Origin of the sequence: Caulobacter sp. UC70_42 (assembly GCF_044056025.1) — a bacterium.
Classification (GTDB): Bacteria; Pseudomonadota; Alphaproteobacteria; order Caulobacterales; family Caulobacteraceae; genus Caulobacter.
In genome coordinates this window covers 3,588,052-3,608,203 of record NZ_CP171994.1, presented here as the reverse complement: position 1 = coordinate 3,608,203, position 20,152 = coordinate 3,588,052, and the positions used below count along the sequence as shown (strand labels likewise).

The 20,152-nt window shown below is 67.7% G+C and carries 30 protein-coding genes and 1 pseudogene; 16 read left to right on the top strand and 15 right to left on the bottom strand.

Annotation, left to right across the window (positions count from 1 at the left end; all coding sequences use genetic code 11):
- Positions 1 to 78: 78 nt before the first annotated feature.
- The 8 genes from ACHMW8_RS18020 to ACHMW8_RS17985 all read right to left on the bottom strand — a co-directional run bounded on the left by ACHMW8_RS18020 (position 79) and on the right by ACHMW8_RS17985 (position 7,545).
- Positions 79 to 591 (bottom strand): CinA family protein, encoded by a 513-nt coding sequence (locus tag ACHMW8_RS18020; protein ID WP_395443318.1) that lies wholly within the window; start codon positions 589 to 591, stop codon positions 79 to 81.
- Positions 592 to 596: 5 nt separating this feature from the next.
- The gene (locus tag ACHMW8_RS18015) at positions 597 to 1,124 is read right to left on the bottom strand and encodes a hemerythrin domain-containing protein (protein ID WP_395443317.1); all 528 of its coding nucleotides are present in this window, start codon (positions 1,122 to 1,124) and stop codon (positions 597 to 599) included.
- 113 nt (positions 1,125 to 1,237) lie between these two features.
- Entirely contained in the window at positions 1,238 to 2,527 is a 1,290-nt protein-coding gene (locus ACHMW8_RS18010; RefSeq protein ID WP_395443316.1) for an NRAMP family divalent metal transporter, read from the bottom strand.
- Between the two features lie 205 nt (positions 2,528 to 2,732).
- Positions 2,733 to 3,524 (bottom strand): SDR family NAD(P)-dependent oxidoreductase, encoded by a 792-nt coding sequence (locus ACHMW8_RS18005; RefSeq protein ID WP_395443315.1) that lies wholly within the window; start codon positions 3,522 to 3,524, stop codon positions 2,733 to 2,735.
- Positions 3,524 to 4,714, bottom strand: a complete 1,191-nt coding sequence (locus tag ACHMW8_RS18000) for a zinc-dependent alcohol dehydrogenase (protein WP_395443314.1) — start codon at positions 4,712 to 4,714, stop codon at positions 3,524 to 3,526. Before ACHMW8_RS18000 ends, ACHMW8_RS18005 begins: the two co-directional genes overlap by 1 nt.
- A gap of 111 nt (positions 4,715 to 4,825) precedes the next feature.
- Positions 4,826 to 5,335 carry an SRPBCC family protein gene (locus tag ACHMW8_RS17995; RefSeq protein ID WP_395443313.1) on the bottom strand — a complete coding sequence of 170 codons (510 nt, stop codon included), beginning with the start codon at positions 5,333 to 5,335 and terminating at the stop codon, positions 4,826 to 4,828.
- Between the two features lie 111 nt (positions 5,336 to 5,446).
- Positions 5,447 to 5,863 (bottom strand): DUF6766 family protein, encoded by a 417-nt coding sequence (locus tag ACHMW8_RS17990; RefSeq protein WP_395443312.1) that lies wholly within the window; start codon positions 5,861 to 5,863, stop codon positions 5,447 to 5,449.
- Positions 5,860 to 7,545, bottom strand: a complete 1,686-nt coding sequence (locus tag ACHMW8_RS17985) for a glycoside hydrolase family 65 protein (RefSeq protein ID WP_395443311.1) — start codon at positions 7,543 to 7,545, stop codon at positions 5,860 to 5,862. Before ACHMW8_RS17985 ends, ACHMW8_RS17990 begins: the two co-directional genes overlap by 4 nt.
- 157 nt (positions 7,546 to 7,702) lie before the next feature.
- Between ACHMW8_RS17985 and ACHMW8_RS17980 the strand changes: the two genes are divergently transcribed.
- From ACHMW8_RS17980 to ACHMW8_RS17950, 7 genes are all read left to right on the top strand, one after another.
- A complete protein-coding gene (locus ACHMW8_RS17980; protein WP_395443310.1) occupies positions 7,703 to 7,963 on the top strand; it encodes a hypothetical protein in 261 nt (86 codons plus the stop codon).
- Between the two features lie 490 nt (positions 7,964 to 8,453).
- A complete protein-coding gene (locus tag ACHMW8_RS17975) occupies positions 8,454 to 8,771 on the top strand; it encodes a plasmid stabilization protein (protein WP_395443309.1) in 318 nt (105 codons plus the stop codon).
- 11 nt (positions 8,772 to 8,782) lie between these two features.
- Positions 8,783 to 9,052, top strand: coding sequence for a DUF2188 domain-containing protein (locus ACHMW8_RS17970; protein WP_395443308.1), 270 nt, complete (start codon positions 8,783 to 8,785; stop codon positions 9,050 to 9,052).
- Positions 9,049 to 10,041 carry an SDR family oxidoreductase gene (locus tag ACHMW8_RS17965; RefSeq protein ID WP_395443307.1) on the top strand — a complete coding sequence of 331 codons (993 nt, stop codon included), beginning with the start codon at positions 9,049 to 9,051 and terminating at the stop codon, positions 10,039 to 10,041. The genes ACHMW8_RS17970 and ACHMW8_RS17965 overlap by 4 nt, the downstream gene beginning before the upstream one ends.
- Before the next feature lie 119 nt (positions 10,042 to 10,160).
- Positions 10,161 to 10,367, top strand: coding sequence for a hypothetical protein (locus ACHMW8_RS17960; RefSeq protein ID WP_395443306.1), 207 nt, complete (start codon positions 10,161 to 10,163; stop codon positions 10,365 to 10,367).
- A gap of 266 nt (positions 10,368 to 10,633) precedes the next feature.
- Positions 10,634 to 10,927 (top strand): DUF3175 domain-containing protein, encoded by a 294-nt coding sequence (locus tag ACHMW8_RS17955; protein ID WP_395443305.1) that lies wholly within the window; start codon positions 10,634 to 10,636, stop codon positions 10,925 to 10,927.
- Positions 10,928 to 11,204: 277 nt separating this feature from the next.
- Entirely contained in the window at positions 11,205 to 11,468 is a 264-nt protein-coding gene (locus ACHMW8_RS17950) for a DksA/TraR family C4-type zinc finger protein (protein WP_395443304.1), read from the top strand.
- Positions 11,469 to 11,891: 423 nt separating this feature from the next.
- On the opposite strand, the gene ACHMW8_RS17945 is transcribed toward ACHMW8_RS17950, so the two are convergent.
- The 6 genes from ACHMW8_RS17945 to ACHMW8_RS17920 form a co-directional block, all read right to left on the bottom strand.
- Positions 11,892 to 12,077, bottom strand: coding sequence for a DUF3606 domain-containing protein (locus ACHMW8_RS17945; protein ID WP_395443303.1), 186 nt, complete (start codon positions 12,075 to 12,077; stop codon positions 11,892 to 11,894).
- 42 nt (positions 12,078 to 12,119) lie between these two features.
- The gene (locus ACHMW8_RS17940) at positions 12,120 to 12,467 is read right to left on the bottom strand and encodes a hypothetical protein (RefSeq protein WP_395443302.1); all 348 of its coding nucleotides are present in this window, start codon (positions 12,465 to 12,467) and stop codon (positions 12,120 to 12,122) included.
- Between the two features lie 212 nt (positions 12,468 to 12,679).
- Positions 12,680 to 13,015, bottom strand: a complete 336-nt coding sequence (locus ACHMW8_RS17935) for a hypothetical protein (RefSeq protein WP_395443301.1) — start codon at positions 13,013 to 13,015, stop codon at positions 12,680 to 12,682.
- Positions 13,016 to 13,080: 65 nt separating this feature from the next.
- Complete coding sequence (locus tag ACHMW8_RS17930; protein ID WP_395443300.1) at positions 13,081 to 13,482, bottom strand: hypothetical protein; 402 nt, start codon at positions 13,480 to 13,482, stop codon at positions 13,081 to 13,083.
- Positions 13,483 to 13,561: 79 nt separating this feature from the next.
- Positions 13,562 to 13,798 carry a KTSC domain-containing protein gene (locus tag ACHMW8_RS17925; protein ID WP_395443299.1) on the bottom strand — a complete coding sequence of 79 codons (237 nt, stop codon included), beginning with the start codon at positions 13,796 to 13,798 and terminating at the stop codon, positions 13,562 to 13,564.
- Between the two features lie 11 nt (positions 13,799 to 13,809).
- Positions 13,810 to 13,989: a hypothetical protein gene (locus ACHMW8_RS17920; RefSeq protein WP_395443298.1), complete on the bottom strand. Its 180-nt coding sequence runs from the start codon at positions 13,987 to 13,989 to the stop codon at positions 13,810 to 13,812.
- Between the two features lie 108 nt (positions 13,990 to 14,097).
- Here ACHMW8_RS17920 and ACHMW8_RS17915 point away from each other — a divergent pair, with 108 nt between their 5' ends.
- The 9 genes and pseudogenes from ACHMW8_RS17915 (at position 14,098) to ACHMW8_RS17875 (ending at position 19,843) form a co-directional block, all read left to right on the top strand.
- Entirely contained in the window at positions 14,098 to 14,283 is a 186-nt protein-coding gene (locus tag ACHMW8_RS17915; protein WP_395443297.1) for a DUF3606 domain-containing protein, read from the top strand.
- 4 nt (positions 14,284 to 14,287) lie between these two features.
- Complete coding sequence (locus tag ACHMW8_RS17910) at positions 14,288 to 15,061, top strand: exodeoxyribonuclease III (RefSeq protein WP_395443296.1); 774 nt, start codon at positions 14,288 to 14,290, stop codon at positions 15,059 to 15,061.
- Positions 15,058 to 15,396: a hypothetical protein gene (locus ACHMW8_RS17905; protein WP_395443295.1), complete on the top strand. Its 339-nt coding sequence runs from the start codon at positions 15,058 to 15,060 to the stop codon at positions 15,394 to 15,396. Before ACHMW8_RS17910 ends, ACHMW8_RS17905 begins: the two co-directional genes overlap by 4 nt.
- A pseudogene (gene dinB / locus ACHMW8_RS17900) lies at positions 15,365 to 16,225 on the top strand (DNA polymerase IV); the annotation flags it as partial. The gene ACHMW8_RS17905 and the pseudogene dinB, both read left to right, overlap by 32 nt.
- A gap of 76 nt (positions 16,226 to 16,301) precedes the next feature.
- Positions 16,302 to 16,511, top strand: a complete 210-nt coding sequence (locus ACHMW8_RS17895; RefSeq protein ID WP_395446008.1) for a hypothetical protein — start codon at positions 16,302 to 16,304, stop codon at positions 16,509 to 16,511.
- A 33-nt stretch (positions 16,512 to 16,544) separates the two neighbouring features.
- Positions 16,545 to 16,670, top strand: a complete 126-nt coding sequence (locus ACHMW8_RS17890; protein WP_395443294.1) for a hypothetical protein — start codon at positions 16,545 to 16,547, stop codon at positions 16,668 to 16,670.
- Positions 16,671 to 16,864: 194 nt separating this feature from the next.
- On the top strand, positions 16,865 to 17,512 hold the full coding sequence (locus tag ACHMW8_RS17885; protein ID WP_395443293.1) for a DsbA family oxidoreductase: 648 nt from the start codon (positions 16,865 to 16,867) through the stop codon (positions 17,510 to 17,512).
- A gap of 135 nt (positions 17,513 to 17,647) precedes the next feature.
- Positions 17,648 to 18,478, top strand: coding sequence for an aldo/keto reductase (locus tag ACHMW8_RS17880; RefSeq protein ID WP_395443292.1), 831 nt, complete (start codon positions 17,648 to 17,650; stop codon positions 18,476 to 18,478).
- 108 nt (positions 18,479 to 18,586) lie between these two features.
- A complete protein-coding gene (locus ACHMW8_RS17875) occupies positions 18,587 to 19,843 on the top strand; it encodes a DUF6880 family protein (RefSeq protein ID WP_395443291.1) in 1,257 nt (418 codons plus the stop codon).
- Positions 19,844 to 19,875: 32 nt separating this feature from the next.
- On the opposite strand, the gene ACHMW8_RS17870 is transcribed toward ACHMW8_RS17875, so the two are convergent.
- The gene (locus ACHMW8_RS17870; RefSeq protein ID WP_395443290.1) at positions 19,876 to 20,064 is read right to left on the bottom strand and encodes a hypothetical protein; all 189 of its coding nucleotides are present in this window, start codon (positions 20,062 to 20,064) and stop codon (positions 19,876 to 19,878) included.
- Between the last annotated feature and the right edge of the window lie 88 nt (positions 20,065 to 20,152).

Genomic DNA, 20,152 nt, shown 5'->3' with positions numbered 1-20,152 from the left:
CCTTGCCGCCGCCCAAAGCCTGAGGCCTCGCCCCCATGGACGAAAGCCCAACGCCTTGCCGACACCGAAGGGTGATCATCAGAGCGAAACCGCGACGAAGAGCATGTCCATGGCGATCTCCAAGCAGGCCAATCGGAAGGCCTGCCGGCCGATCACGCCAAGCTCGGCCTTTCGATGATGGGTGGGGCGGTCCCGGCTGGCGCAGGCAAAATGGACCAGGCCGCCGGGCTTTTGCGGATCGCCCATATCTTCCGCCCATCCGGTCACGGCCAGGACGATGTCAGCCCTAGAGCGCGCCAGGGCGCCACTGGCCATGGCCAGGGCGACGCCTTGGGAAACGGCGCCGCCGGCTTCGAGCATGTCGCGCGGGACGCCAAGCAGGTCATGCTTGGCGTCCTCCGAATAGACGACAAAGCCTCGCTCGAACGCGTGCGAGCAGCCGGGCACGTCGGTCAGCAGGGAGGCCAGCAAGCCTCCGGTGCAGCTTTCCGCCGTGCCCAATTTCAGCCCTTGCGCGCAGGCTTTCTCGAGCACGCAGCAGGTCAGCGCGTCCAGTTCGGGTGTCAGGATTGGGTCGAGCGCTTCGGCCAAGGACGTTAGTTCGCCGCCGGGCCGCCCATCTGCGCCATCAGCTCTTCCTTCCGCGCCTTCAGGCGTTCGCCCATGGCGTCGAGATCCTCGTCACCCTTCTTGGCTTGGGCGAAGATACCGCCGGGCTGCTCTTCTTCCTTGACGTGGTGCTTGATGTACTCGCCCAGCACCTTGACCTTGGCGTCGTAAAATTCATCGCCGGGCTGCATCGCCTCGATCTCGGCGATCAGCTTTTTGGCGCCGTCGTGTTCGACATAGGCCTCGTCGAGCATGTCGTCCTCGACCTCGCCGCGCTCTTCCGGATAGAAGATCTCCTCCTCGATCTGGGTGTGGACCTTCAAGGCCAGAGCGATCTTGTTGAACAGGGCCAGTTTCTCGGCATCGGCCTCCAACTGCTCGTAATCATCGAACCAGCCTTCGACCTCGCGGTGATCCTTCTTCAGCAGCGTGATGGCCAGCGGGTCGCGGCGACCGGTGCGACGGGTGCGACGGGTCTTGGCGGCGGCGGTTTTGGACTTGGCGGCGGCGACCATGAGAAGCTCCTCAATGGGTTGAAATTCCACCTCAAAATGAACCGAACTTGCGGAGGTTCCTGCGGCGCAGCTAGCTGAGAATCACTTTCAGCGGGCGTCGCCTCGCTCGGAAATCAGGTCGCGCCGGAGGCCATTTCCACGAACATGGCGATCGCGGCGATGGCCATCACCGCCGTCGCCGCCCAGCCGAACGTCTTCAGCGCCGGCCCGGCGATGAAGCGCCCCATCTGGTTGCGGCGAGACACCACCAGCATCATCACCACCATCATCGGCACGGCGATCACGCCGTTGATGACCGCGCTCCAGAACAAGGCCTTGATCGGATCGAGCCCGGCCAGATCGATGCCGATGCCCAGCAGGGTCGCGGCCCCGATCACCGCATAGAAGCCGATGGCCTCCCACGGCTTGTTGTCCAGGCCGCACGTCCAGCCGCGCGTCTCGCCCACCGCATAGGCCGCCGAGCCGGCCAGGACGGGGATCGATAGCAGGCCCGTGCCGACGATCCCCAGGGTGAACAGCAGGAAGGCGAAGGGGCCGGCGACCGGCTCCAGCGCCTGGGCCGCGTCGGCGGCGGTGGCGATCTCGGTCTTGCCCTGGGCGTGCAGCGTGGCGGCGACGGCGATCATGATGGCGATCGCGATGAGGTTCGACGCCGCCATGCCGACGAAGGTGTCCAGCTTGATGCGCCGCAGCTCGGGCTTGGCCTGGTCGGGCGCCGACCGCAAGGGCTGGGCGGCGGGGTCGTGGTCGACCTCCTCCACCTCCTGGGCCGCCTGCCAGAAGAACAGGTAGGGACTGATCGTCGTGCCGAAGATGGCGACGATCGTGGTGATCGCCGCCTTGGAGCCGAACACCGCCGGATCGGGCCAGACCGATCCCCGGCCCGCCGCGGGCCAGTCCACCTTCACCACGAGCAGCACGGCGACATAGGCCAGCAACACCAGGGTCAGCCACTTCAAGAAGCGGACGTAGCGCCGATAGGGAATGAACATCTGCAGCAACAGCGACAGTACCGCGAAGCCCGCCGTGAACCCGTGCGCGCCGCCGCCCGCCAGCAGTTGCGACGCCGCGCCCATGGCCGCCAGGTCCGCGCCGATATTGATGGTGTTGGCGATGAACAGGAGCGCGACGAGCGCGGTGACGATCGGCTCGGCGACCACCTCGCCCATGTTGTGGGCCAGGCCCTTGCCCGTGACCCGCCCGATCTCGCCGCTGACCAGCTGGATGGCGGTCATCAGCGGATAGGTCAGCAGCATGGTCCACAGCAGTCCATGGCCGAAGCGGGCGCCGGTCTGGGAATAGGTGGCGATGCCGGAAGGATCGTCGTCGGCCGCCCCGGTGACCAATCCAGGCCCGAGTTGCTCGAACAGGGCGATCGAGCGGATCTTGCGACGCAGGGACATATTCGGCCTTCTGACGGGCGTCTGCAAACTAGGCGGAGACACGGCGCGCGGATCTAGTCCGCGCCGTTTCCCGGATCACCGGCTTGAGGATCAGAAGTGTTCTCCGTCTTCTTGGTTGGGTCGGCGCTGGGCGGCGGCGGCGCCTCGAGACCCGCCGGCCGGGGCGCTTCGGATTGTGGTGGCTGGCTGTCGTTTGGCTTTCGCATCAGGCCTTGTCCGAGCCGGGTTCGGCCATCTTGCGGTGCTGCTCGGCCAGGACGCTCTGCGGCGTCACCGCCGCCATCGCCGCTTGCAGCTTGTTCTTGAAGCCGGCGACGACGTCGCCTTCGCCCTTCTGCATGGCGCGGTAGCCGGTCTTGGCGACATCGGCCGGATCGGCCTTCTTCGGGTCGGCGCCGACCTTGGTGTCGAGCATGTCGGCGCGGTCGAAGAACTCGGTGTCGGTCGGGCCCGGCATCAGGCAACTGACAGAGACGCCGCTGTCCTTCAGCTCGTTGCGCAAAGCCCAGGCGAAGCTGTCGAGGAACGCCTTGGTGCCGTTGTAGACGGCCTGGAACGCGCCGGGCATCAGGCCGGCGATCGAGCCAGTGATCAGGATCTTGCCCCGGTCGCGTTCGCGCATGTCGCGGGCGACCTGCTGGATCAGGTAGACCGTGCCGGTGATGTTGGTGTCGATGACGAACCTGGCCTCGTCCCAATCCTGGTCGAGGAAGCCATGACCCAGGCCCCGGCCGGCATTGGCCATCAGCACGTCGACCGGGCGTTCGCCGATCAGGTCCAAAAGCCGATCGACGCCTTCGATTGTCGACAGATCGACCTGCAGCGACTCCACGCGGGCGCCATGCTGCTCGATCCCCGCCTGGGCCTCGACGATCGACGGCTCGTCGGCGGCGATGACCAAGTCATAGCCGTCCTCGGCGGCCAGCTTGGCCAATTCGTAGCCGATGCCGGAGGACGCCCCGGTGACGACGGCGAGCGGGCGAACATCCTCAATCATCACGCGGCCTCCTTCTGCCAGTCGGGCTTGAGGACGACCTTGGTCACCGCGTTCTGGTCTTCCTTGAACATCTTGTAGCCGTCCGGCGCGCGTTCGAGCGGCAGGCGATGGCTGATCAGGAAGGTCGTGTCGATCACGCCCTCGCCGATCAGGTCCAGCAGCGGCCGAAGGTACTTGTGGACGTGGGTCTGGCCGCTGCGGATCTGAAGGCCCTTCTCCATCAGGGCGCCGATCGGGATCTTGTCGCCCATGCCGCCGTAGACACCCGGGATCGAAACGCGGCCGCCGGTGCGGCAGGCCATCAGCACCTCGCGCAGCACGTGGGCGCGGTCGGTTCCAAGGCGCGTGGCGACCTTGACCGCGTCGACCACGTTGTCGATCGAAAAGCCGTGGCTCTCCATGCCGACCGCGTCGATACAGGCGTCCGGACCGATGCCGCCGGTCATGGACATCAGGGCCTCGCGGACCTTGACGTCATGGTAGTTGATCACCTGCGCGCCCAGCGACTTGGCCAGTTCCAAACGGTGCGGATGATGGTCGATGGCGATGACCTTGTGCGCGCCTTGGATCAAGGCGCTCTGGATCGCGAACAGGCCGACCGGACCACAGCCCCAGACGGCCACGGTGTCACCGGGCTCGATCTGGCAGTTCTCCGCCGCCATCCAGCCGGTGGGCAGGATGTCCGAGAGGAACAGAACCTTCTCGTCCTCCAAGCCGTCGGGAATGACGATCGGCCCGACATCGCTATAGGGCACACGGACATATTCGGCCTGGCCGCCGGCATAGCCGCCGGTCATGTGCGAATAGCCGAAGAGGCCCGTCATCGCCGTGCCGTAGGCGATCTCGCCCAGGTCTTGCGTCTCGGCCGGATTGGAGTTCTCGCAGCCCGAGAACTGCTGCTTCTCGCAGTGGAAGCACTTGCCGCAGGCGATCACGAACGGAACGACCACCCGCTGGCCCTTCTGAAGGGTCGAGCCCGGCCCGGTCTCGACGACCTCGCCCATGAACTCGTGGCCCAGGATGTCGCCCTTTTCCATCGAGGGGATCATGCTGTCGTACAGGTGCAGGTCCGAGCCGCAGATGGCGGTCGAGGTGATCTTGATGATCGCATCGCGGGGATTGACGATCTTGGGGTCGGGCACGGTGTCCATCCGGACGTCGTGCTTGCCGTGCCAGGTCAGGGCGCGCATGGGCGTCTCCGTCTTATCAAATGAGGGTCGGGTCAGCCTTGCGGCGCGGCGTCGGGGCCTTTGGCGGTGGAGATCTCACCGGTCTCCATCAGTTGCTTGAAGCGGCGCAGCTCACGCCGGGCCTGAATCTTCGGCTCCTTCTGGAAGAGCTTGGCGATCAGCTTGCCCAGGTCGCCGCCAGGCGGCTCGTAGACGATGGTCGCGGTGACCTCGGTGCCGCGCCCGGGCGGGCCGTCCTTGAACTCGATGCGGCCGGCGTTCTTGATGTCGGCGCCCTCGGCGGAATTCCCAGGCCAGGACCTCGTTCTCGACCTCTTCGGTCAGGACGCTGTCCCACTCGACGGTCTTGCCGGCTGGGGCCTTGACCACCCAGTGAGAACGCTCGTCGTCGCCCGGCGTCACGCGCTCGACGTTTTCCATGAACAGCGCAAGGTTCCTGAAATCGCGCCAGAAGGCATAGAGCTCGGCGCGCGGCCGGTTGATCGTGACGGTGCGGCCAACCAAGGCCGCTTCGTGCCAGCCGCGCTCTTCGGCGACCTCGTGGGCGACATCGCGCTGGTGCACGGCGGCGGTCAGCGGGGCGTCGCTTTCCAGCGCTCGGGCGACAGACTGTTCGGACATGAGATGTTCCTCCTGCCCGCTTTCAACAACTCACGCCACGACATGTTCCTACAGCAAAGCCAGAGACTTAATTTGGCTAACCTGTGTCGGACCACCGACATAGACTGCCCGTTACTCGTGCCCGGAGACGACGCCGCCCCCTGCGTGACCGTGGGGCTTGGAGTGGCCGCCCGTCCGCAGATAGCGCCGGTCGATCTCGGCGATGATGTCCTCGGCCTTGTCGCCGCCCTGCAGACGGATCAGCGCGTCCAGCTTGGCTTCGGTGCGATCGTCGTTCTCCTTGGACGAGGGCGAGCCGACATAGAGGAAATAGGCCAGGCCCACGACCTGCCAGATCAGTTGCAGGAACTCCGACTGCCAGTTCTCAAAGGTGTCGCGCCCCATCTCGACGAGGTAGGGCGTCAGGCTCGGCGCCTGGTGCAGCGCCTGCTGTTCGTCGACGAAGGCGAACCAGCCGAACACCCAGTGCCCGACGATCGACACGAAGAAGAACAGCCCGGTCAGCCAGGCATAGGCGTAGCGTTTCATGGAAGGGTCTCCTCAAGGGCGGTCAGGCGCGCAGGCGCGCCGTGGCGGGCTTCCAGGCGCATGGGCCGACCGCGCACCCACAACCGATCGATCTCGATCGCCGTCCAGCCGGCCGGCAGGACCACCGCCGCCTTGGACCAGGTCTCCGGCTCGCCTTCGCCCGGCTCCAGGCGCGGCATGCCCAGCACCAGGCCGCTCAGAAAGCCGCCCATATTGGCGAAGAACGGCCCTGCCCGCGGCTGTTCGGGAAAGCGGTCTGGACGATATTCGAAGATCTGGCCAAACCGCCCGCCCTCGAACTTGGCATAGCCTTCATCGAGCAGCCTCAGGGCCAGATCTCGATCCCCGGCGCGCGTCGCCCAAGCCCCATAGAGCGCCGACAGCATCGGGCTGCCCAGATAGGCGTCGGCCTGGTCCAGATAGAAGTCGAGCGTGGCCTTCTCCGCCTCGGGCTCGAGCCGATAGCCGAAGGGCCAGACGCCCATCAGGGGATCGGGGGTCGCGCCCTTTTCCTCGGTCTTGCGATAGCCGTCATGCGACACGACGACCTGGCCCCGCCGCGGCACGACCATGCTCTTGGCGATCGCTTGCCAGCGCGGATCGACCGCGTGACCCAGGCGCTGGCCGATCCGGGTCGCGTCTTCCAAAACCACCACGGCGGCCATGTTGGTGAAGGCGGCGTTGTCGACCGGCTGTTCCCGCTCGGCGATGCCCATCGAGGCGGGGATCTCGTAGCCGTCCGGCGTCTGATGGACCCTGGAGGCAATCCAGTCGGCGACGCCCGAGAGCACGGGCCAGGCCTGCTGGCGCCGAAACTCCCCCTGCCCCGTGACGTCGGCGAACAGCGCGAAGGCGCGGGCGACATCCAGCGAGACATGGTCCTCGTGCCAGGCCGCCGTGCCCGGCAGCGGCGCGGCTTCCTCGCCGAACGACGGCGAGCTTTCCCACGGAAACTGCGCACCGGTGCGCCCCATCAGCTTGGCGTTGTCGCGGGCCGCGGCGAGGTTGCGGAAGCGATAGTCCAGCAGCGACGCGGCCGCCTGGGGTTGGACCAGGGTCAGGACCGGGACCGCGAAGGCCTCGATGTCCCACATCACGTGGCCGTAGTAGTAGTGATAGTCGTGCCAGGTGGCCAAACCGAAGATCGAGGTCGACGCGCACGACGAGGCGTGGACCGAGCTGTTGAGGTAGAAGAAGGCCGCGTCGGCCAGGGCCTGCCAGCGCGGTTCGGCGCCGACCAGTCGGATCCGCCCTTTCCACAATTCGTCCCAGGCGGCGCGGTTCTCGGCCCGTATGGCCTCGAACCCGTCGTGCCGCGCCTTGGCGGCCATGCGGCCAGCCTGCTCATCGGGACGGCGGTGCAGGGTGCTGGGCACCAGGCTGGTGACCTGCCGCAGGCGGTAGGTCGTACCGGCGCGGCCCCGGAAGGCGTAGGTCGAGATCAGGCCCGAGCCGTCGAGCGCTGGCCGCACCGCTTCGACTTCCGCGCTGGCCCCGCCCGCCATCTGCGTGAAATAGGCCAGACCCACCCGTCCCAGCGCCCCCGCGGACTCCCAGAGCAGGACGCCGTCGCAGGCGCTCGCCGGCTCGCCCGGCGTATCGCGCAGGAACCGCAAGGCTCGCCCCAGAACGCCGGACACCGTGAGGCCGGCGCGGACCTGCAGCTCGGCACGCCCCGTCAACCGTCAGGGCGATCTCCTGGCAGACCAGGGTCGGGTCCTCGCGGCTGGCAAAGGTCAGCACCGTGCAGCTCACCCGCCGACCGCGGGCCGCGAACACGAACCGGCTGGTCAGTTCTCCAGAGGCGAAGTCATAGGCCTGCTCCAGGTCACTGACCAGATGCAGCAGGTCCGACAGCCAAACGCCGTCAACGGCGATGTCGCCAGCCAGCGGATAGGGCGCCGGGGCGGCCGCCTCGATGCGGCGCTCGGGGTCCTCGCCGGCGTAGCCGCTGACCAGGGCCATGCCGGCCTGCAGCGGCTGGGCGCGAACGCGCAGGCCGATCAGGCCATTGCTGACATAGGCGGGCAGATCGCGATCCCCCTCCCCGGTCACGGGCGGCGGGCTGATGGGTCCTTGCACGGTTTCACCGTTGGCTAATCGTCATGCGTGTCAGCGCCAAGCGGCGCGGTGGCTGCTAACGCTTCCCCTCGGCCGGATTGCCCTTGGATCCCTTGAAGGTGTCGCCAACTTCGGTCGCGTCGGGCCCATCGGGTCCCGCCGACTTCCGTTCGGCCAGGCCCGTCCGCTCGGCGCCTTTTTGGACACCAGGCCTGATCGCTCGCCAAGCGGCTGAGCCTGGTTCTGCTGGCGGCCGTCACTGTTTGATGGCTCGCTCATGGTTGAGCCTCCTCGTGAAGTGCGTCTGTTCACGGCCCAACCGATTTTGGCGCCGACCGGTTCCCGTTGACGCGTCGGGCGTCGCGAGCCCCCTCGCCCGCGCGGGTCAAGTCTTGAAGCCCCTTCCGCAAGCCTCAACGCCGCGCGTCGACTTCTCGACAGAAACCACGGGGCTCGAACGGCGTTTGGCCAATATCGGTCGAGAAACGCCAAGGGCGTATGCCGGCCTGTTCAGTGCAGGAGTCCCGCCATGCCGCGTGGAGACAAGTCCAGCTATACAGACAAGCAGGAACGCAAGGCCGACCACATCGCCGAGCACTATGAGGACAAGGGCGTTTCGGAAAAGGAAGCCGAGCGCCGCGCCTGGGCCACGGTCAACAAGGATGATGGCGGCGGCAAGAAATCAGGCTCGGGTCGTGGCAAGTCGACCGGCCACCCCGCCGCGCACAAGGGCGGTGAAAAGGGCGGCAAGGCCGCGGCGTCCCGCACGCACGCCGAGCGTTCCGCCTCGGCCAAGAAGGCCGCCGCCACGCGCAAGCGCAATGCCGAACAACACGCCCACCACTAGCGGAGGGCGTGATGACCTGCATCTTCCATGTCTCGCCTTTCGACGGCGGCTGGTGCGTGAAGATCTGCGACACCGGAGAGGTCCTGTTCTTTAAGACCGGCGGCGAGGCTGAGCGCCAGGCCCGTCGTCTGGCCGCCGCCTATCCCGGACCTAGCGAGGTCCGTGTCCACGATCGCGAGGGTCGTCGGATCGGCCGGTGGATCGATGGCGCGTCGGTTCTCGATGGCGCCGCATCATCGACGTCGCCCCCGCCCCTTGTTTCGACCGGAGCCGTTCCATGACCGATCAGCCTGATCAGGGCCGCCGCCTTGTCCTGGGGGCCGTCGCCACCGGCGGCTTGGCCGCGACGCCGATCCTCGCCCACAGCCAGAAGGTCCAGACCATGGCCAAGCCGCTTGTCGATCCGACTTCCGCCTATCCCAAGCCGCCGTTCCCCAAGCAGCAGCAGCCGTGGCCAGGCTTGACCAGCCAGATGGATCCTCGTCCCGACCATGGCGAGGCCAGCTACAAGGGCTCGGGTCGCCTGGCGGGACGCAAGGCGCTGCTGACCGGCGGCGACAGCGGCATCGGCCGCGCCGCCGCCATCGCCTATGCCCGCGAGGGCGCCGACGTGGCGATCAACTACCTGCCTGCAGAGGAGCCCGACGCCCAGGAGGTGGCCAAGCTGATCGGCGACGCCGGCCGCAAGGCGGTGCTGATCCCCGGCGACATCAAGGACGAGGCCTTCTGCCAGAAGCTGGTGGCCGAGGCCGTCGCGCGGCTGGGCGGCCTGGACATCCTGGTCAACAACGCCGCCCGGCAGATCTCGCGGGATTCGATCCTCGACATCACGACCCTGGACTTCGACGAGACCTATAAGACCAACGTCTATGCGATGTTCTGGATCACCAAGGCGGCGGTCCCGCACCTGAAGCCAGGTTCGACGATCATCAACACCGCCTCGGTCAATGCCTATGAGCCGAGCGAGAACCTGCTGGACTACGCCTCTACCAAGGGCGCGATCATGATCTTTTCCAAGGCTCTGGCCAAGCAACTGGCCCCCAAAGGAATCCGCGTCAACGCCGTCGCGCCCGGTCCGTTCTGGACGCCGTTGCAGGTCACCGGCGGCCAGCCGGCCGACAAGCTGCCGGAATTTGGGGCCGACAGCCCGATGGGCCGCGCGGGCCAGCCGGCGGAACTGGCCGGGATCTACGTGCTGCTGGCCTCGCCGGAGTCGAGCTATTCGACCGGACAAGTCTTCGCCGCGGTCGGCGGGCGCGGCGGTCCGTAGAGACATCGTCAAGCAGCGCGCCCAGCGCGCTGGGTTCTCTGATCTGTCCAACCGGTGTATAGTCTCGCCAGAGGTCTGCTTTTGGCGCTCTAGAAGGGATCAACCCCAGGGAGGAAAGCTTGACTTATTTCTGTTACGTTTACTCCGAGGACTCCACCACGCCCCATATGGAGGCGCTGGCCAGCCAATCGCTTTACGACGCCAAGACGCAATCGAGCCGGATGCTGTTTGAGCGCACGCGCCCACTGAGAGCCGAACTCTTTGATGACGAACGGCGCGTGGCGACGATTTCGCTGGGAGAGGCCGCCGAACGCCTGGGCGGATAGGCGCCATCCTGCCGCAAGGGTCTGGACCCGGCCTCGCGCTTCAGGGCCTCGAACGGACGACGAGCCGCCCGCGCACACACCTAGATGAACCGAATTTGGCGAGGCTTGTCGATATGGCCTTGGCTGACACCGGTCGCCTTGCCGAGGTGTAGAGCCAAGGGGCGCTAGCCTCCGCGCTCAAGGAACCGAAACGTTGGAACACGACCCAACCGACGACGTTTCACGTCGAACTGGCGGCGCGAACCGCCCTCACCGCGGAGACGGCCATGTCGAAGAAAGACAAGGACCATCGTTGGTCCGCCAAGGTCACCGAAACCAGCGACGCGCTCGACCTGAAGGCCCACATCTTCGAGCAGGATGATCCGGCCAAGATCGCCGCCTCGCTGAAGCGCTCGGCCGAGCACAGCCATCGCCGCAAAGCCACGCCGTTTCAGTCGGCGATGTCGATGCTGACCTTCTACATCAACCGCGCCGGCAAAAATCTGTCCGCCGAACGCAAAGGCAAGCTGAACGCCGCCAAGGACGCGCTGCGCGAAAAGTTCCACCGCAAGCCCGGCTGAAGGCGTGGCCGAAAGCGCTGGCGCCCCCGGACGGTCGACAGTCCGAACGGCGTCCGGCGCCGAACAGGCGCCGCCTTGAGCCGTCCCCTGACCTGCTGACAGCTATGGAAGACCCATCAGCCGATCAGGCGATCAGCCGATCGTCACCCCATCGGCCTGTCCGCGCGTCCACGCCCCTGCGACGATTTATCAGCGCATTGCCGCCTGAGGTCTGCTGGAGATCGCCTTAGGAATTCCTATCTAAGAGCCTGAACCAACACAGGAGTTTTATGCGCGCATGGCCGGCGGCTGGACACATGACGGGGGCGTTCTGGACCAGATCGAGGACACGGTCATCGACGGGGTCCTCCATGCTCGCGCGCGCCTGCCTTCCGGCGAAGGCTCGTTGTTCTGCGACGAATGCGGTGAGGACATCCCGGAGGCGCGACGGCGGGCGCTGCCCGGCGCGCGGACCTGCGTGGCCTGCCAATCGACACGGGACAAGCGCGTGACGATCGGCGGCATCAACCGGCGCGGCAGCAAGGATAGCCAGCTGCGCTGACCCTCGTTTGATCGGAGCCTTAGCGCGCCTTTTTAGGCCCGCGTGCGTCCGCAAGGCGGAACCGACCCGTCCAAGGGCGATGTTGTTCACTTGGCCGCCGACGAGCGCCATGACCTGGCCTGATGCCCTCCCTCAGGACCGCGACGCCGGCGACCTGACCTGGCGTCCTGGCGGCGGCGGGGTCGTCGCTGGGTTCTTGCCGGGATTTTCGGTCGCCGGTCGCCGGTCGCCGGTCGCCGGCCGCCGGCCGCCTAGCACGCCGTTAGCGGCTCGCGCAAAGCGGCAAACCTGCGCCTGGCCGCGTGCCCTCACCCAGCGCGAAGACCGGAGCGCAATCGAACACCAGCAGCGCGGCCAGCAACATCGTCGCCCGAACGCGCGTCCGGTGAGACGGCCGGGTCACCGCGCTGGACGCGACCATCCTCAGGACGCGTCCCGTTGGAAGTAAGCCCGCACCGCCTGCACGCTATTGCCCACCGCGACGACCGCCTTGGCCAGCTCGTCGCGCGTGACACCAAGGGTTTCAATCCAGTAGGCAGCCTCGTAGGGCTCACTCAGACTTATCCAGGATGCGTCGGCGGGACCGCGCTTTTCCTTGTCGTCCGACATCGCAACTCCGTCTCGAACTTGGGATGGCCTCGGCGCCGAACCTCAGCGGTCGCGCACGTAGACGATCCGGGTCGTCGGCCCGCGCAGGAGCAGCCCCAGGAGAACGCCAACGCCAGCGGCGACGCCCACAGCGCGGGCCGGCTTTAGCCGCGCCCAGACTTCGAGGTCGCCATAGCGATGCTGGATTTTCTCGGCGGCTTCCCCCGCGAGCGACCGGACGCGGTCGCTGGCCTCGCCCAGCGCGATCTCGGCGGCTTCGCGCACGCTGTCGGCGGCGGCCTTGGCAGAGAGCCGGGCCGCCTTCAGAGTCGCCGCGCCGTCGCGGGGCGGAAGGTCGCCGCCAAGTTCGCCGATGAAGCCGTCACCGTCATTGGAAGCATAGTCGCTCACGTCGTTTTCCCCACGGCCTTCGCGCCCAGCGGCACGGTCAGAAGTCAAAACTGGAGCCAGCGCGGTTCGTTCCTGTGTCGGCCACAGGACAATGCTGGCCGACAGCGCGGCGAGCGCCGTGGGGATGGTCGTCTTGGCGGGATTGTTCAGGCGTTGAGGGGGCGGCGTGGTGATCGCCACGCCTTGCCTTCATGGCCGCCGGCGTGGGCGCCCTAGTCGCCGGGGTTCTTCTCGGCCGACCAGGCCGACGGTCCATCCGGGGCGATCCGCGCATCCTGGAAGGGAGCCTGCGGGGTCTGGATCGGGCGCAAGGTCGACTCGCGCGCACTGGCGTCGGAGGGCGGCTCCACGGGGGCGGCGACCGTGTGGACGACCTTGGCGATCTGGTCGGGATCATTGACGAAGGCGTCCGAGCCCGGGATCGGCCCGCGCGCGACGACCACCGGCTCGCTGTTCGGCAACGGCGCGGGGGTTTGGGGTCGCGGCTCGGCGACCTTGTGCACGCCGCCCAGGCCGTCGGCGGTAAGAGGATCCTTGCCCGTGGTCATGATGTTGCTCCTTGCGGGACCGCAAGACCAACGCACGGCGTTACGGACGGTTCGGCGCCGCGGCGTCAGGTCGCCTCGCCTGGCGGCGTCCCCAGATCCAGCGAGACCAGATAGGCCTCGATCAGCGGCCCGGCCAGGGTTTCGAACCTGGCCGCCAGGGTCTTGGGAATGCGGGCCGCCAGGCCGTCATGGCTGCGGGAGACGGCGCCGCCGGTCAAGCCGACGATGAGCTGCAGCTGATCGGCCGCGTCGCGCGGCTCGCCAGAGCCCAAGCTTGCGATCAGCGCGCCAGGCGGCAGGACGAAGCGATAGACGATCACCGGCCGGGCCTGGTCGACATAGGCCGCCAACCGCTCGCGACGCAAAACGACGTCGTCGAAGGCGATGATCTCGCCGTCGCCAAGCAGGCGATCTTCGTCCGCGCCCGGGAGGGACTGTGCGGCCTGCGCCGCGCGGTTTGTGGGCATGATCTGGATATGGGAAGGCGCGGGCTAGCCGACCAGGGGCCGACCGTCGCACGCCGTGCGGCCTGGTGACGCTGGACCTTCACAGCAGCGGCGGCTGGTCCGGCGGCTCGGCGCCCGCGACGGCGACGGCGACGGCGATGAAGTGGTCGCGGATCGCCTTATTGAAGTATTCGCCCTTGGCGAAGGCCAGGCGCATCCCTTCGGCGACATCGGCCGGCACGCCTTGATAGCCGTAGACGCGCCCGCTGACGAAGGTGATGGTCAGCACCCGGCCCTGAGGGTCATAGGCGAAACGTTTGATCACCGACGAGGGCATGGCCGCGGGCCTTACGTCTGGCGGTCGCCCTTGTCGCCCTGGCCCTTGCCGGCGTCATGGTCGGCGTGCTGTCGTTGATCGGCGGCCAGCGACTTGCCGACATCGACTTGCTCGGAGAATTGGCCCTGGTCGTCGCGACGCACGAAGCGCTTGTCGCCGGGATTGGGCTCGATCAGTTCGCGTTTGGACATGGCGATAGGTCTCCTTCTCCAACCCGAATCCGCGACTCAGCCAAACTGTTCCCGCAATGGCCGGAACGGCGCGCCCGGGCGTTCATTAGACATCCCAGGAGACCGCCGATGCCGACGCCTCTAGACCCCGCCCCCGCCGAACGGATCGATCCGGACGACGACGCCGCCGTCGAGCGTTGGGCCACGCGGCTGGGCGTCGACGCCCAGGCGGTGCGCAACACCATCGTCGCGGTCGGCGGCGACAGCGAGGCGGTGGCGCTGCGCCTCAGATCGGCGCGCGGCGCGGCCGACTGACCGCGTGAAGATCGCCACCCTCAACATCAACAACGTCAACACCCGCCTTGGCCCGCTGACCGCCTGGCTGGAGGCCGAGCAGCCCGACGTCGTCTGCCTGCAGGAGCTGAAGGCCGACCAGGGCGCCTTTCCGGCGCAGGCGCTCGAGGCCGTGGGCTACCAGGCCGCTTGGCGCGGCCAGCGCACCTGGAACGGGGTGGCGATCCTGGCGCGCGGCGGAGCCCCGATCGTCACCCGCACCGCCCTGCCCGGCGATCCCGACAAGAGCCAGGCGCGCTACATCGAGGCGGCGGTGAATGGGGTGTTGATTGCATGCCTATACCTGCCCAACGGCAACCCCCATCCCGGTCCCAAGTTCGATTACAAACTGGCCTGGTTCGACCGTCTGATCGACCATGCCGCCACGCTGCTGGCGAGTGGCGCGCCAGTCATCCTGGCCGGCGACTACAATGTCGTGCCGACCGAGGCCGACCTCTATCCAAACCATTCCTATGGCGACAACGCCTTGCTGGCCCCGCAAAGCCGGGCCGCGTTCGCCCGGTTGCTTGATCAGGGCTGGACCGACGCCCTGCGGGCCGTCCATCCCACCGGGCCGCTGTGGACCTTCTGGTCCTACATGCGCCACCGCTGGCCCAACGACAAAGGCCTGAGGATCGACCATCTGCTGCTCAGCCCCAATCTCGCCGACGCGCTGTCCGACGCCGGGGTCGATCGCTGGGTGCGGGGCCTGGAGGGCGCCAGCGACCACGCGCCGGCCTGGATCGTCCTGGACCGATGAGCCCGAAGGCCGCTGGATCCACACCGCTGAAGACGCCCGACGGCCGCTACATCGTCGTTCGCGGCCGGCTCTGGCGCACCGCCAATCCGCATCTTCCGCCCCAAGCGCGCCAAGCGCTCGTTGATCAATTGATGGCCGCGCGCCGCGCGGTGCGTGAAGCGCTGAAGGCAGCCGACGCCGAACAGCTCGCCGCCGCGCGCCGCCAGGCGCAGGCCGCCAAGGTCGGCCTGGGCGAGCGAGGCCCGGTGTGGTGGACCGACGGCGCGCCGGACCTCAATCGGCATATGGCGCGCAATACGCCCTATGCCGCGTGGTTCGCCCAAATCAAGGCGTAGCAGTTCCCGTTACGTTCCAGCTCTGCTAAGGTGGATCGTCATGACCGAGCCGCTGCGCAAGATCATCCATATCGACATGGACGCCTTCTTCGCCTCGGTGGAGCAGCGCGTTGATCCGACCCTGCGCGGCAAGCCCCTGGCCGTGGGTCATGGCGCGCGACGCGGCGTGGTGGCCGCCGCAAGCTATGAGGCGCGCCGGTTTGGGGTGCGCTCGGCCATGCCCTCGACCACGGCCCTGCGCCAGTGCCCGCAGCTGCTGTTCGTGCCGCCAAGGTTCGAGGTCTACAAGGCCGTGTCGTGGCAGATCCACGCGATCTTCGCCGACTACGCCGACGCCATCGAGCCGCTGTCGCTGGATGAGGCCTATCTCGACGTGACCGCCAACCGGGCCGGTCTTGAGACGGCCACCGACACGGCCCGGCGGATCCGTCAGCGCATCTTCGAGGAAACCGGCCTGACCGCCTCGGCCGGGATCTCCTACAACAAGTTCCTGGCCAAGCTGGCCTCGGACCAGCGCAAGCCCAACGGCCAGTTCGTGGTGGCGCCGGGTCAGGGCGAGGCCTTCGTCGCCAGCTTGCCGATCGGCCGCTTTCACGGCGTGGGCGCGGTGACCGAAGCCAAGATGAAGCGGTTAGGGATCCACACGGGCGAGGATCTCCATCGCCGGTCGCTGGAGGATCTGGTCCAGCATTTCGGCAAGTCCGGCCCCTGGTTTCATGGCGTGGCGCGCGGCGTCGATCACCGCCCGGTCAATCCCGATCGAGTGCGCAAGTCCTCAGGCTCGGAGACGACGTTCCAGACCGACCTGACCGATCCCGCCGCCATCAAGGACGAGGTCCAGGCGCTGGCCGACAAGGTGTTTGGCTGGTGCGAACGCAGCGGCGCATTTCGGGCGCACCGTCACGGTGAAGATCAAATATGCCGACTTCCAGCAGGCCACGCGAAGCCGCTCGGCCAGCGGCCCGGTGACGGCTCAGGCGGTCTTGCGACGCCTGGCCGACGATCTCGTCGGCTCGGTGATGCCCGTGACCCAGGGGGTGCGACTGTTGGGGGTGACGGTGTCGAATTTCGAACCGGGGGCGACCAGCGCCCAGCAACCGTCCCTCATCGCCTAGCCTCAAGCTTGGCCCTGCCCTAAGGTCTTCCCCATGCCTCCCCGCCTTCGACCGACCGGCCGCCTCCTGACCGCCACTGGATGGACCGGCCTGCTGGCCGTCCTGCTGCTCGGCGGGCTCGCGGCCCTGGCCATCGTGATCGGCTTGCCGCGCGCCTAGTGATGCCAGAAAACGTGCACGGCCCCGGGGTTCGGTTTCCAGCGTGAAGACCTCGGCGCTGAGCCTCGCCTCCAGTCGATATCGGCGCGCAGGGACCCGCGGGATCGTCGTGGCCAGCTTGGCGTGGGCTTCGAAACCGTCGGATTCTGTTTCATCGCGCCTATATCTGCCGTTCCCCCACTCTGGATCGCCCGATGACCAAGCCCCTGAAGATCGACTTCGTCTCCGACGTCTCCTGCCCCTGGTGCGTGGTGGGCCTTGGCGGGCTGGAGGCCGCGCTCGAGCGGGTCGGCGACCTCGTCGACGCGGAAATCCATTTCCAACCCTTTGAGCTGAACCCGGACATGCCGGCGGAGGGGCAGAACATCGTCGAGCACGTGGCCCAGAAGTACGGCGCGACCCGCGAGCAGTCGGCGGCCAACCGTCAGGCCATTCACGATCGGGCCGCGTCGGTGGGCTTCACCATGGCCACCGACGAGAACAGCCGCATCTACAACACCTTCGACGCCCACCGCCTGCTGCATTGGGCGGGCTTGGTTGGCGACCAGAAGGCTCTCAAGCGCGCTCTGTTCGACGCCTATTTCACCGACAACGACAGCCCCGCCGATCACGAGGTGCTGGTGCGCGCGGCGATAAAGGCGGGCCTGGATCCGCATGAGGCCCACGCGGTGCTGACCTCGGGCCGCTATGCCCAGGAGGTGCGCGAGGCCGAACGCGCCTGGCAGGCGGCGGGGATCAGCTCGGTGCCGGCCGTGGTGATCAACGACCGCTACCTGATCTCGGGCGGCCAGCCCCCCGAATATTTCGAACAGGCGCTGCGCCAGATCGCCGCCGAGGCTTGACCCGCACCGGCGCCGTGTTTGGTCGGCTGAGTTCCGCGACGTGACGGAACGTCGAGGCCAGCCCCTCGTTTGCCTGCGCGTCGTCAAGCCTGGACGCGGCGCGCGCGGACAGGCCCTCAACAGCGAGCGCAAAACATGAAGACGATCCGCTTCCCGGACGGCGCCGAGGTCCCAGCCCTGGGCCAAGGCACCTGGATGATGGCCGAGCGCCCCGAGCGCCGCGCCGACGAGATCGCGGCCCTGCGCGAGGGCGTGAACCTGGGCATGACCCTGATCGACACCGCCGAGATGTATGGCGAGGGCGCGGCCGAAACCCTGGTCGGCGAGGCGATCGGCGGCCTGCGCGATCGCGTCTTCCTGGTGAGCAAGGCCTATCCGCAGAACGCCTCGCGCGCCCGCTTGCCCAAGGCCTGCGAGGCCAGCCTCAAGCGGCTGGGCGTCGACCATCTTGATCTCTACCTGCTGCATTGGCGCGGAAACGTTCCCCTGGCCGAGACCGTCGAGGCCATGGAACGCCTGGTCGAGGCTGGCAAGATCGCGCGCTGGGGCGTCAGCAATCTCGACGCCGACGACATGATCGCCCTGATGGCGGCTGGCGGCCAGCGCTGTGCGACCGACCAGATCCTCTTCAACCTCACCCGCCGCGCCCCGGAACTGGATCTCCTGCCCTGGCTGAACGACCACGCCCTGCCGGTCATGGCCTACAGTCCGGTCGAACAGGGCCGCCTGCTCGCCGACACCACGCTCAAGGATCTGGCCCGCCAGAAGGACGCCACGCCGGCGCAGGTCGCCTTGGCCTGGTTGCTGCGCCAACCCGGCCTGCTGCCCATCCCCAAGGCGGGCGCGCCGGCCCATGTTCGCGACAATCGCGCCGCCGCCGATCTCGTGCTGTCCCCGGAAGATCTCGTGACGCTGGAGCGCGCCTTCCCACGCCCCAAACGTCGCCGCCCGCTGGAGATGCTCTGAAGCCTTCCATCGAAGCCTTCCATCGGGCGGCGCCTTCCCGAGCGCACCACCCCGCTGAAACGGCCAAGCCATCCCGGCGTTGTCTTCCCGCTGCTCGCCGTGGACGTCATGACCAAACCCAGCCTCGCCAGCCAGAAGAAGGTGACGCCCGAGAACCTCGCCAGCCTCGGGGCCGAACGGCTGGCCGAGATTCTGGCCGAGGTCGCCGACACGCGCAAGGATCTGAAGCGCCGCCTACGGATGGAACTGGCCGCGGGTCTGGGCGCGACCCACCTGGTCCCGGAGATCGACAAACGTCTCGCCGCCGTCGAGACCAGCCGCGGCCAGGTGACCTGGCGCGAGAAGCCGGCCTTCCTGCGGGACCTCGACGCCCTGCGGGGCCTGATCGCCGGCCGCCTGGCGCTGGAAGACACCGCCGCCGCATCGCAGCGGCTCTGGCGATTGATCGCCACCGCGCCGCAGACGACCCGGCGCCTGCGTGAACGCGACGACGCCCTGGAAGCGATCTATCGCCGCGCCGCCGAGGACCTGGGACGCCTTCAGGCCGAGCACGACAGCCAGTTGGCCGCCCAGGCGCTGATCGAGGCCATCGCCTTGCAGCCCCGCGCCTGGGAGTCCTGGCTCCCGGGGCTTGTCTCCCAGACCTCTGCGGCGATGGCGAAGATCGCCCTGTCCCTGGCGCTCGACCACGCAACCCGACACCCCGGCTGGATCCCGATCGTTCGCCACCTGGCCGACGCGGCCGGCGACGTCGAGGCGTTCGGCCAGACCTATTCTCCCGCCGCCCTCGCGACGCCGCCGGTGGCGATCGCGATGGCCCAGCGCCTGATGGCCGCCGGCCAGACCGAAGCGGCCGGGGCCGCCTTGCGACTGGCGGCCCCCAAGCCCTCGGGCTTCAGGGGGCGCCTGGCCGCGCCGGATTTCGATTGGGAGACCGCTTGGATCGACTATCTCGAAGCCTCGGGCGACACCGCCGGCGCCCAGGCGGTGCGGTGGGCCTCGTTCCAGCGGACCCTGGACATGGGCCGGGCCAAGGCTTTCGTCAGCCGCCTGGCAGGCTTCGACGATGTCGAGGCGGAGGCCAGGGCCCTGGCCTATGCGGCCGCCCATCCGGATTTCGAAAAGGGCCTGGCGGTTCTGATGAGCTGGCCCGCCCTGCCCGAGGCCAGCGCCATGATCGCCAACCGGACCAACGAATTGAAGGTCGCGCCCGAGAACGCCGAGCTTTGGGCTGGCAAGCTGCGCAAGCGCTTTCCCGCCGCCGCCCACGCCCTGCTGCGCAAGGGCGCGGCGGCGGCCTTCAAGCGGCGGGAATTCAAGCTCTGCGACCGGCTGACCGAAGAGGCCGACACGATCCTGGTCTAACCGAACCTACACCGTGCAGGTCCGCGCCAACGTCAGCCCAAGGGTTTCTGGTAGACTTCTTGCGGCTCGCCAGCCGCCGCGATGGCGCGCTGGAGATTGCTCAGGGACGTACGGGCCGTGTCCAGGGACATCGCGCGCCTGAAGCCGTCCGGTCCGGTGACGACGATCTCGGCGCCGACAAGTTCGGCGTTCAGCGCAGGGGTGGAGGAAGTCTGGGTCATGAGCCCAGAACGCCGAAGCCGGCGACCGGTTCTCGCCAAGACGCAGACGGTCGCGCCGTTCGCTAGGCCCAGGCGGCGAGACGAAGAA

Coding starts and splice junctions, on each gene's coding strand:
- ACHMW8_RS18015 (WP_395443317.1), bottom strand. CDS start 1,124: ATGGTCGCCGCCGCCAAGTCCAAAACCGCCGCCGCCAAGACCCGTCGC.
- ACHMW8_RS18010 (WP_395443316.1), bottom strand. CDS start 2,527: ATGTCCCTGCGTCGCAAGATCCGCTCGATCGCCCTGTTCGAGCAACTC.
- ACHMW8_RS18005 (WP_395443315.1), bottom strand. CDS start 3,524: ATGATTGAGGATGTTCGCCCGCTCGCCGTCGTCACCGGGGCGTCCTCC.
- ACHMW8_RS18000 (WP_395443314.1), bottom strand. CDS start 4,714: ATGCGCGCCCTGACCTGGCACGGCAAGCACGACGTCCGGATGGACACC.
- ACHMW8_RS17995 (WP_395443313.1), bottom strand. CDS start 5,335: ATGTCCGAACAGTCTGTCGCCCGAGCGCTGGAAAGCGACGCCCCGCTG.
- ACHMW8_RS17990 (WP_395443312.1), bottom strand. CDS start 5,863: ATGAAACGCTACGCCTATGCCTGGCTGACCGGGCTGTTCTTCTTCGTG.
- ACHMW8_RS17980 (WP_395443310.1), top strand. CDS start 7,703: ATGCAGCAGGTCCGACAGCCAAACGCCGTCAACGGCGATGTCGCCAGC.
- ACHMW8_RS17975 (WP_395443309.1), top strand. CDS start 8,454: ATGCCGCGTGGAGACAAGTCCAGCTATACAGACAAGCAGGAACGCAAG.
- ACHMW8_RS17970 (WP_395443308.1), top strand. CDS start 8,783: ATGACCTGCATCTTCCATGTCTCGCCTTTCGACGGCGGCTGGTGCGTG.
- ACHMW8_RS17965 (WP_395443307.1), top strand. CDS start 9,049: ATGACCGATCAGCCTGATCAGGGCCGCCGCCTTGTCCTGGGGGCCGTC.
- ACHMW8_RS17955 (WP_395443305.1), top strand. CDS start 10,634: ATGTCGAAGAAAGACAAGGACCATCGTTGGTCCGCCAAGGTCACCGAA.
- ACHMW8_RS17950 (WP_395443304.1), top strand. CDS start 11,205: ATGGCCGGCGGCTGGACACATGACGGGGGCGTTCTGGACCAGATCGAG.
- ACHMW8_RS17945 (WP_395443303.1), bottom strand. CDS start 12,077: ATGTCGGACGACAAGGAAAAGCGCGGTCCCGCCGACGCATCCTGGATA.
- ACHMW8_RS17935 (WP_395443301.1), bottom strand. CDS start 13,015: ATGACCACGGGCAAGGATCCTCTTACCGCCGACGGCCTGGGCGGCGTG.
- ACHMW8_RS17930 (WP_395443300.1), bottom strand. CDS start 13,482: ATGCCCACAAACCGCGCGGCGCAGGCCGCACAGTCCCTCCCGGGCGCG.
- ACHMW8_RS17925 (WP_395443299.1), bottom strand. CDS start 13,798: ATGCCCTCGTCGGTGATCAAACGTTTCGCCTATGACCCTCAGGGCCGG.
- ACHMW8_RS17920 (WP_395443298.1), bottom strand. CDS start 13,989: ATGTCCAAACGCGAACTGATCGAGCCCAATCCCGGCGACAAGCGCTTC.
- ACHMW8_RS17915 (WP_395443297.1), top strand. CDS start 14,098: ATGCCGACGCCTCTAGACCCCGCCCCCGCCGAACGGATCGATCCGGAC.
- ACHMW8_RS17905 (WP_395443295.1), top strand. CDS start 15,058: ATGAGCCCGAAGGCCGCTGGATCCACACCGCTGAAGACGCCCGACGGC.
- ACHMW8_RS17890 (WP_395443294.1), top strand. CDS start 16,545: ATGCCTCCCCGCCTTCGACCGACCGGCCGCCTCCTGACCGCCACTGGA.
- ACHMW8_RS17885 (WP_395443293.1), top strand. CDS start 16,865: ATGACCAAGCCCCTGAAGATCGACTTCGTCTCCGACGTCTCCTGCCCC.
- ACHMW8_RS17880 (WP_395443292.1), top strand. CDS start 17,648: ATGAAGACGATCCGCTTCCCGGACGGCGCCGAGGTCCCAGCCCTGGGC.
- ACHMW8_RS17875 (WP_395443291.1), top strand. CDS start 18,587: ATGACCAAACCCAGCCTCGCCAGCCAGAAGAAGGTGACGCCCGAGAAC.
- ACHMW8_RS17870 (WP_395443290.1), bottom strand. CDS start 20,064: ATGACCCAGACTTCCTCCACCCCTGCGCTGAACGCCGAACTTGTCGGC.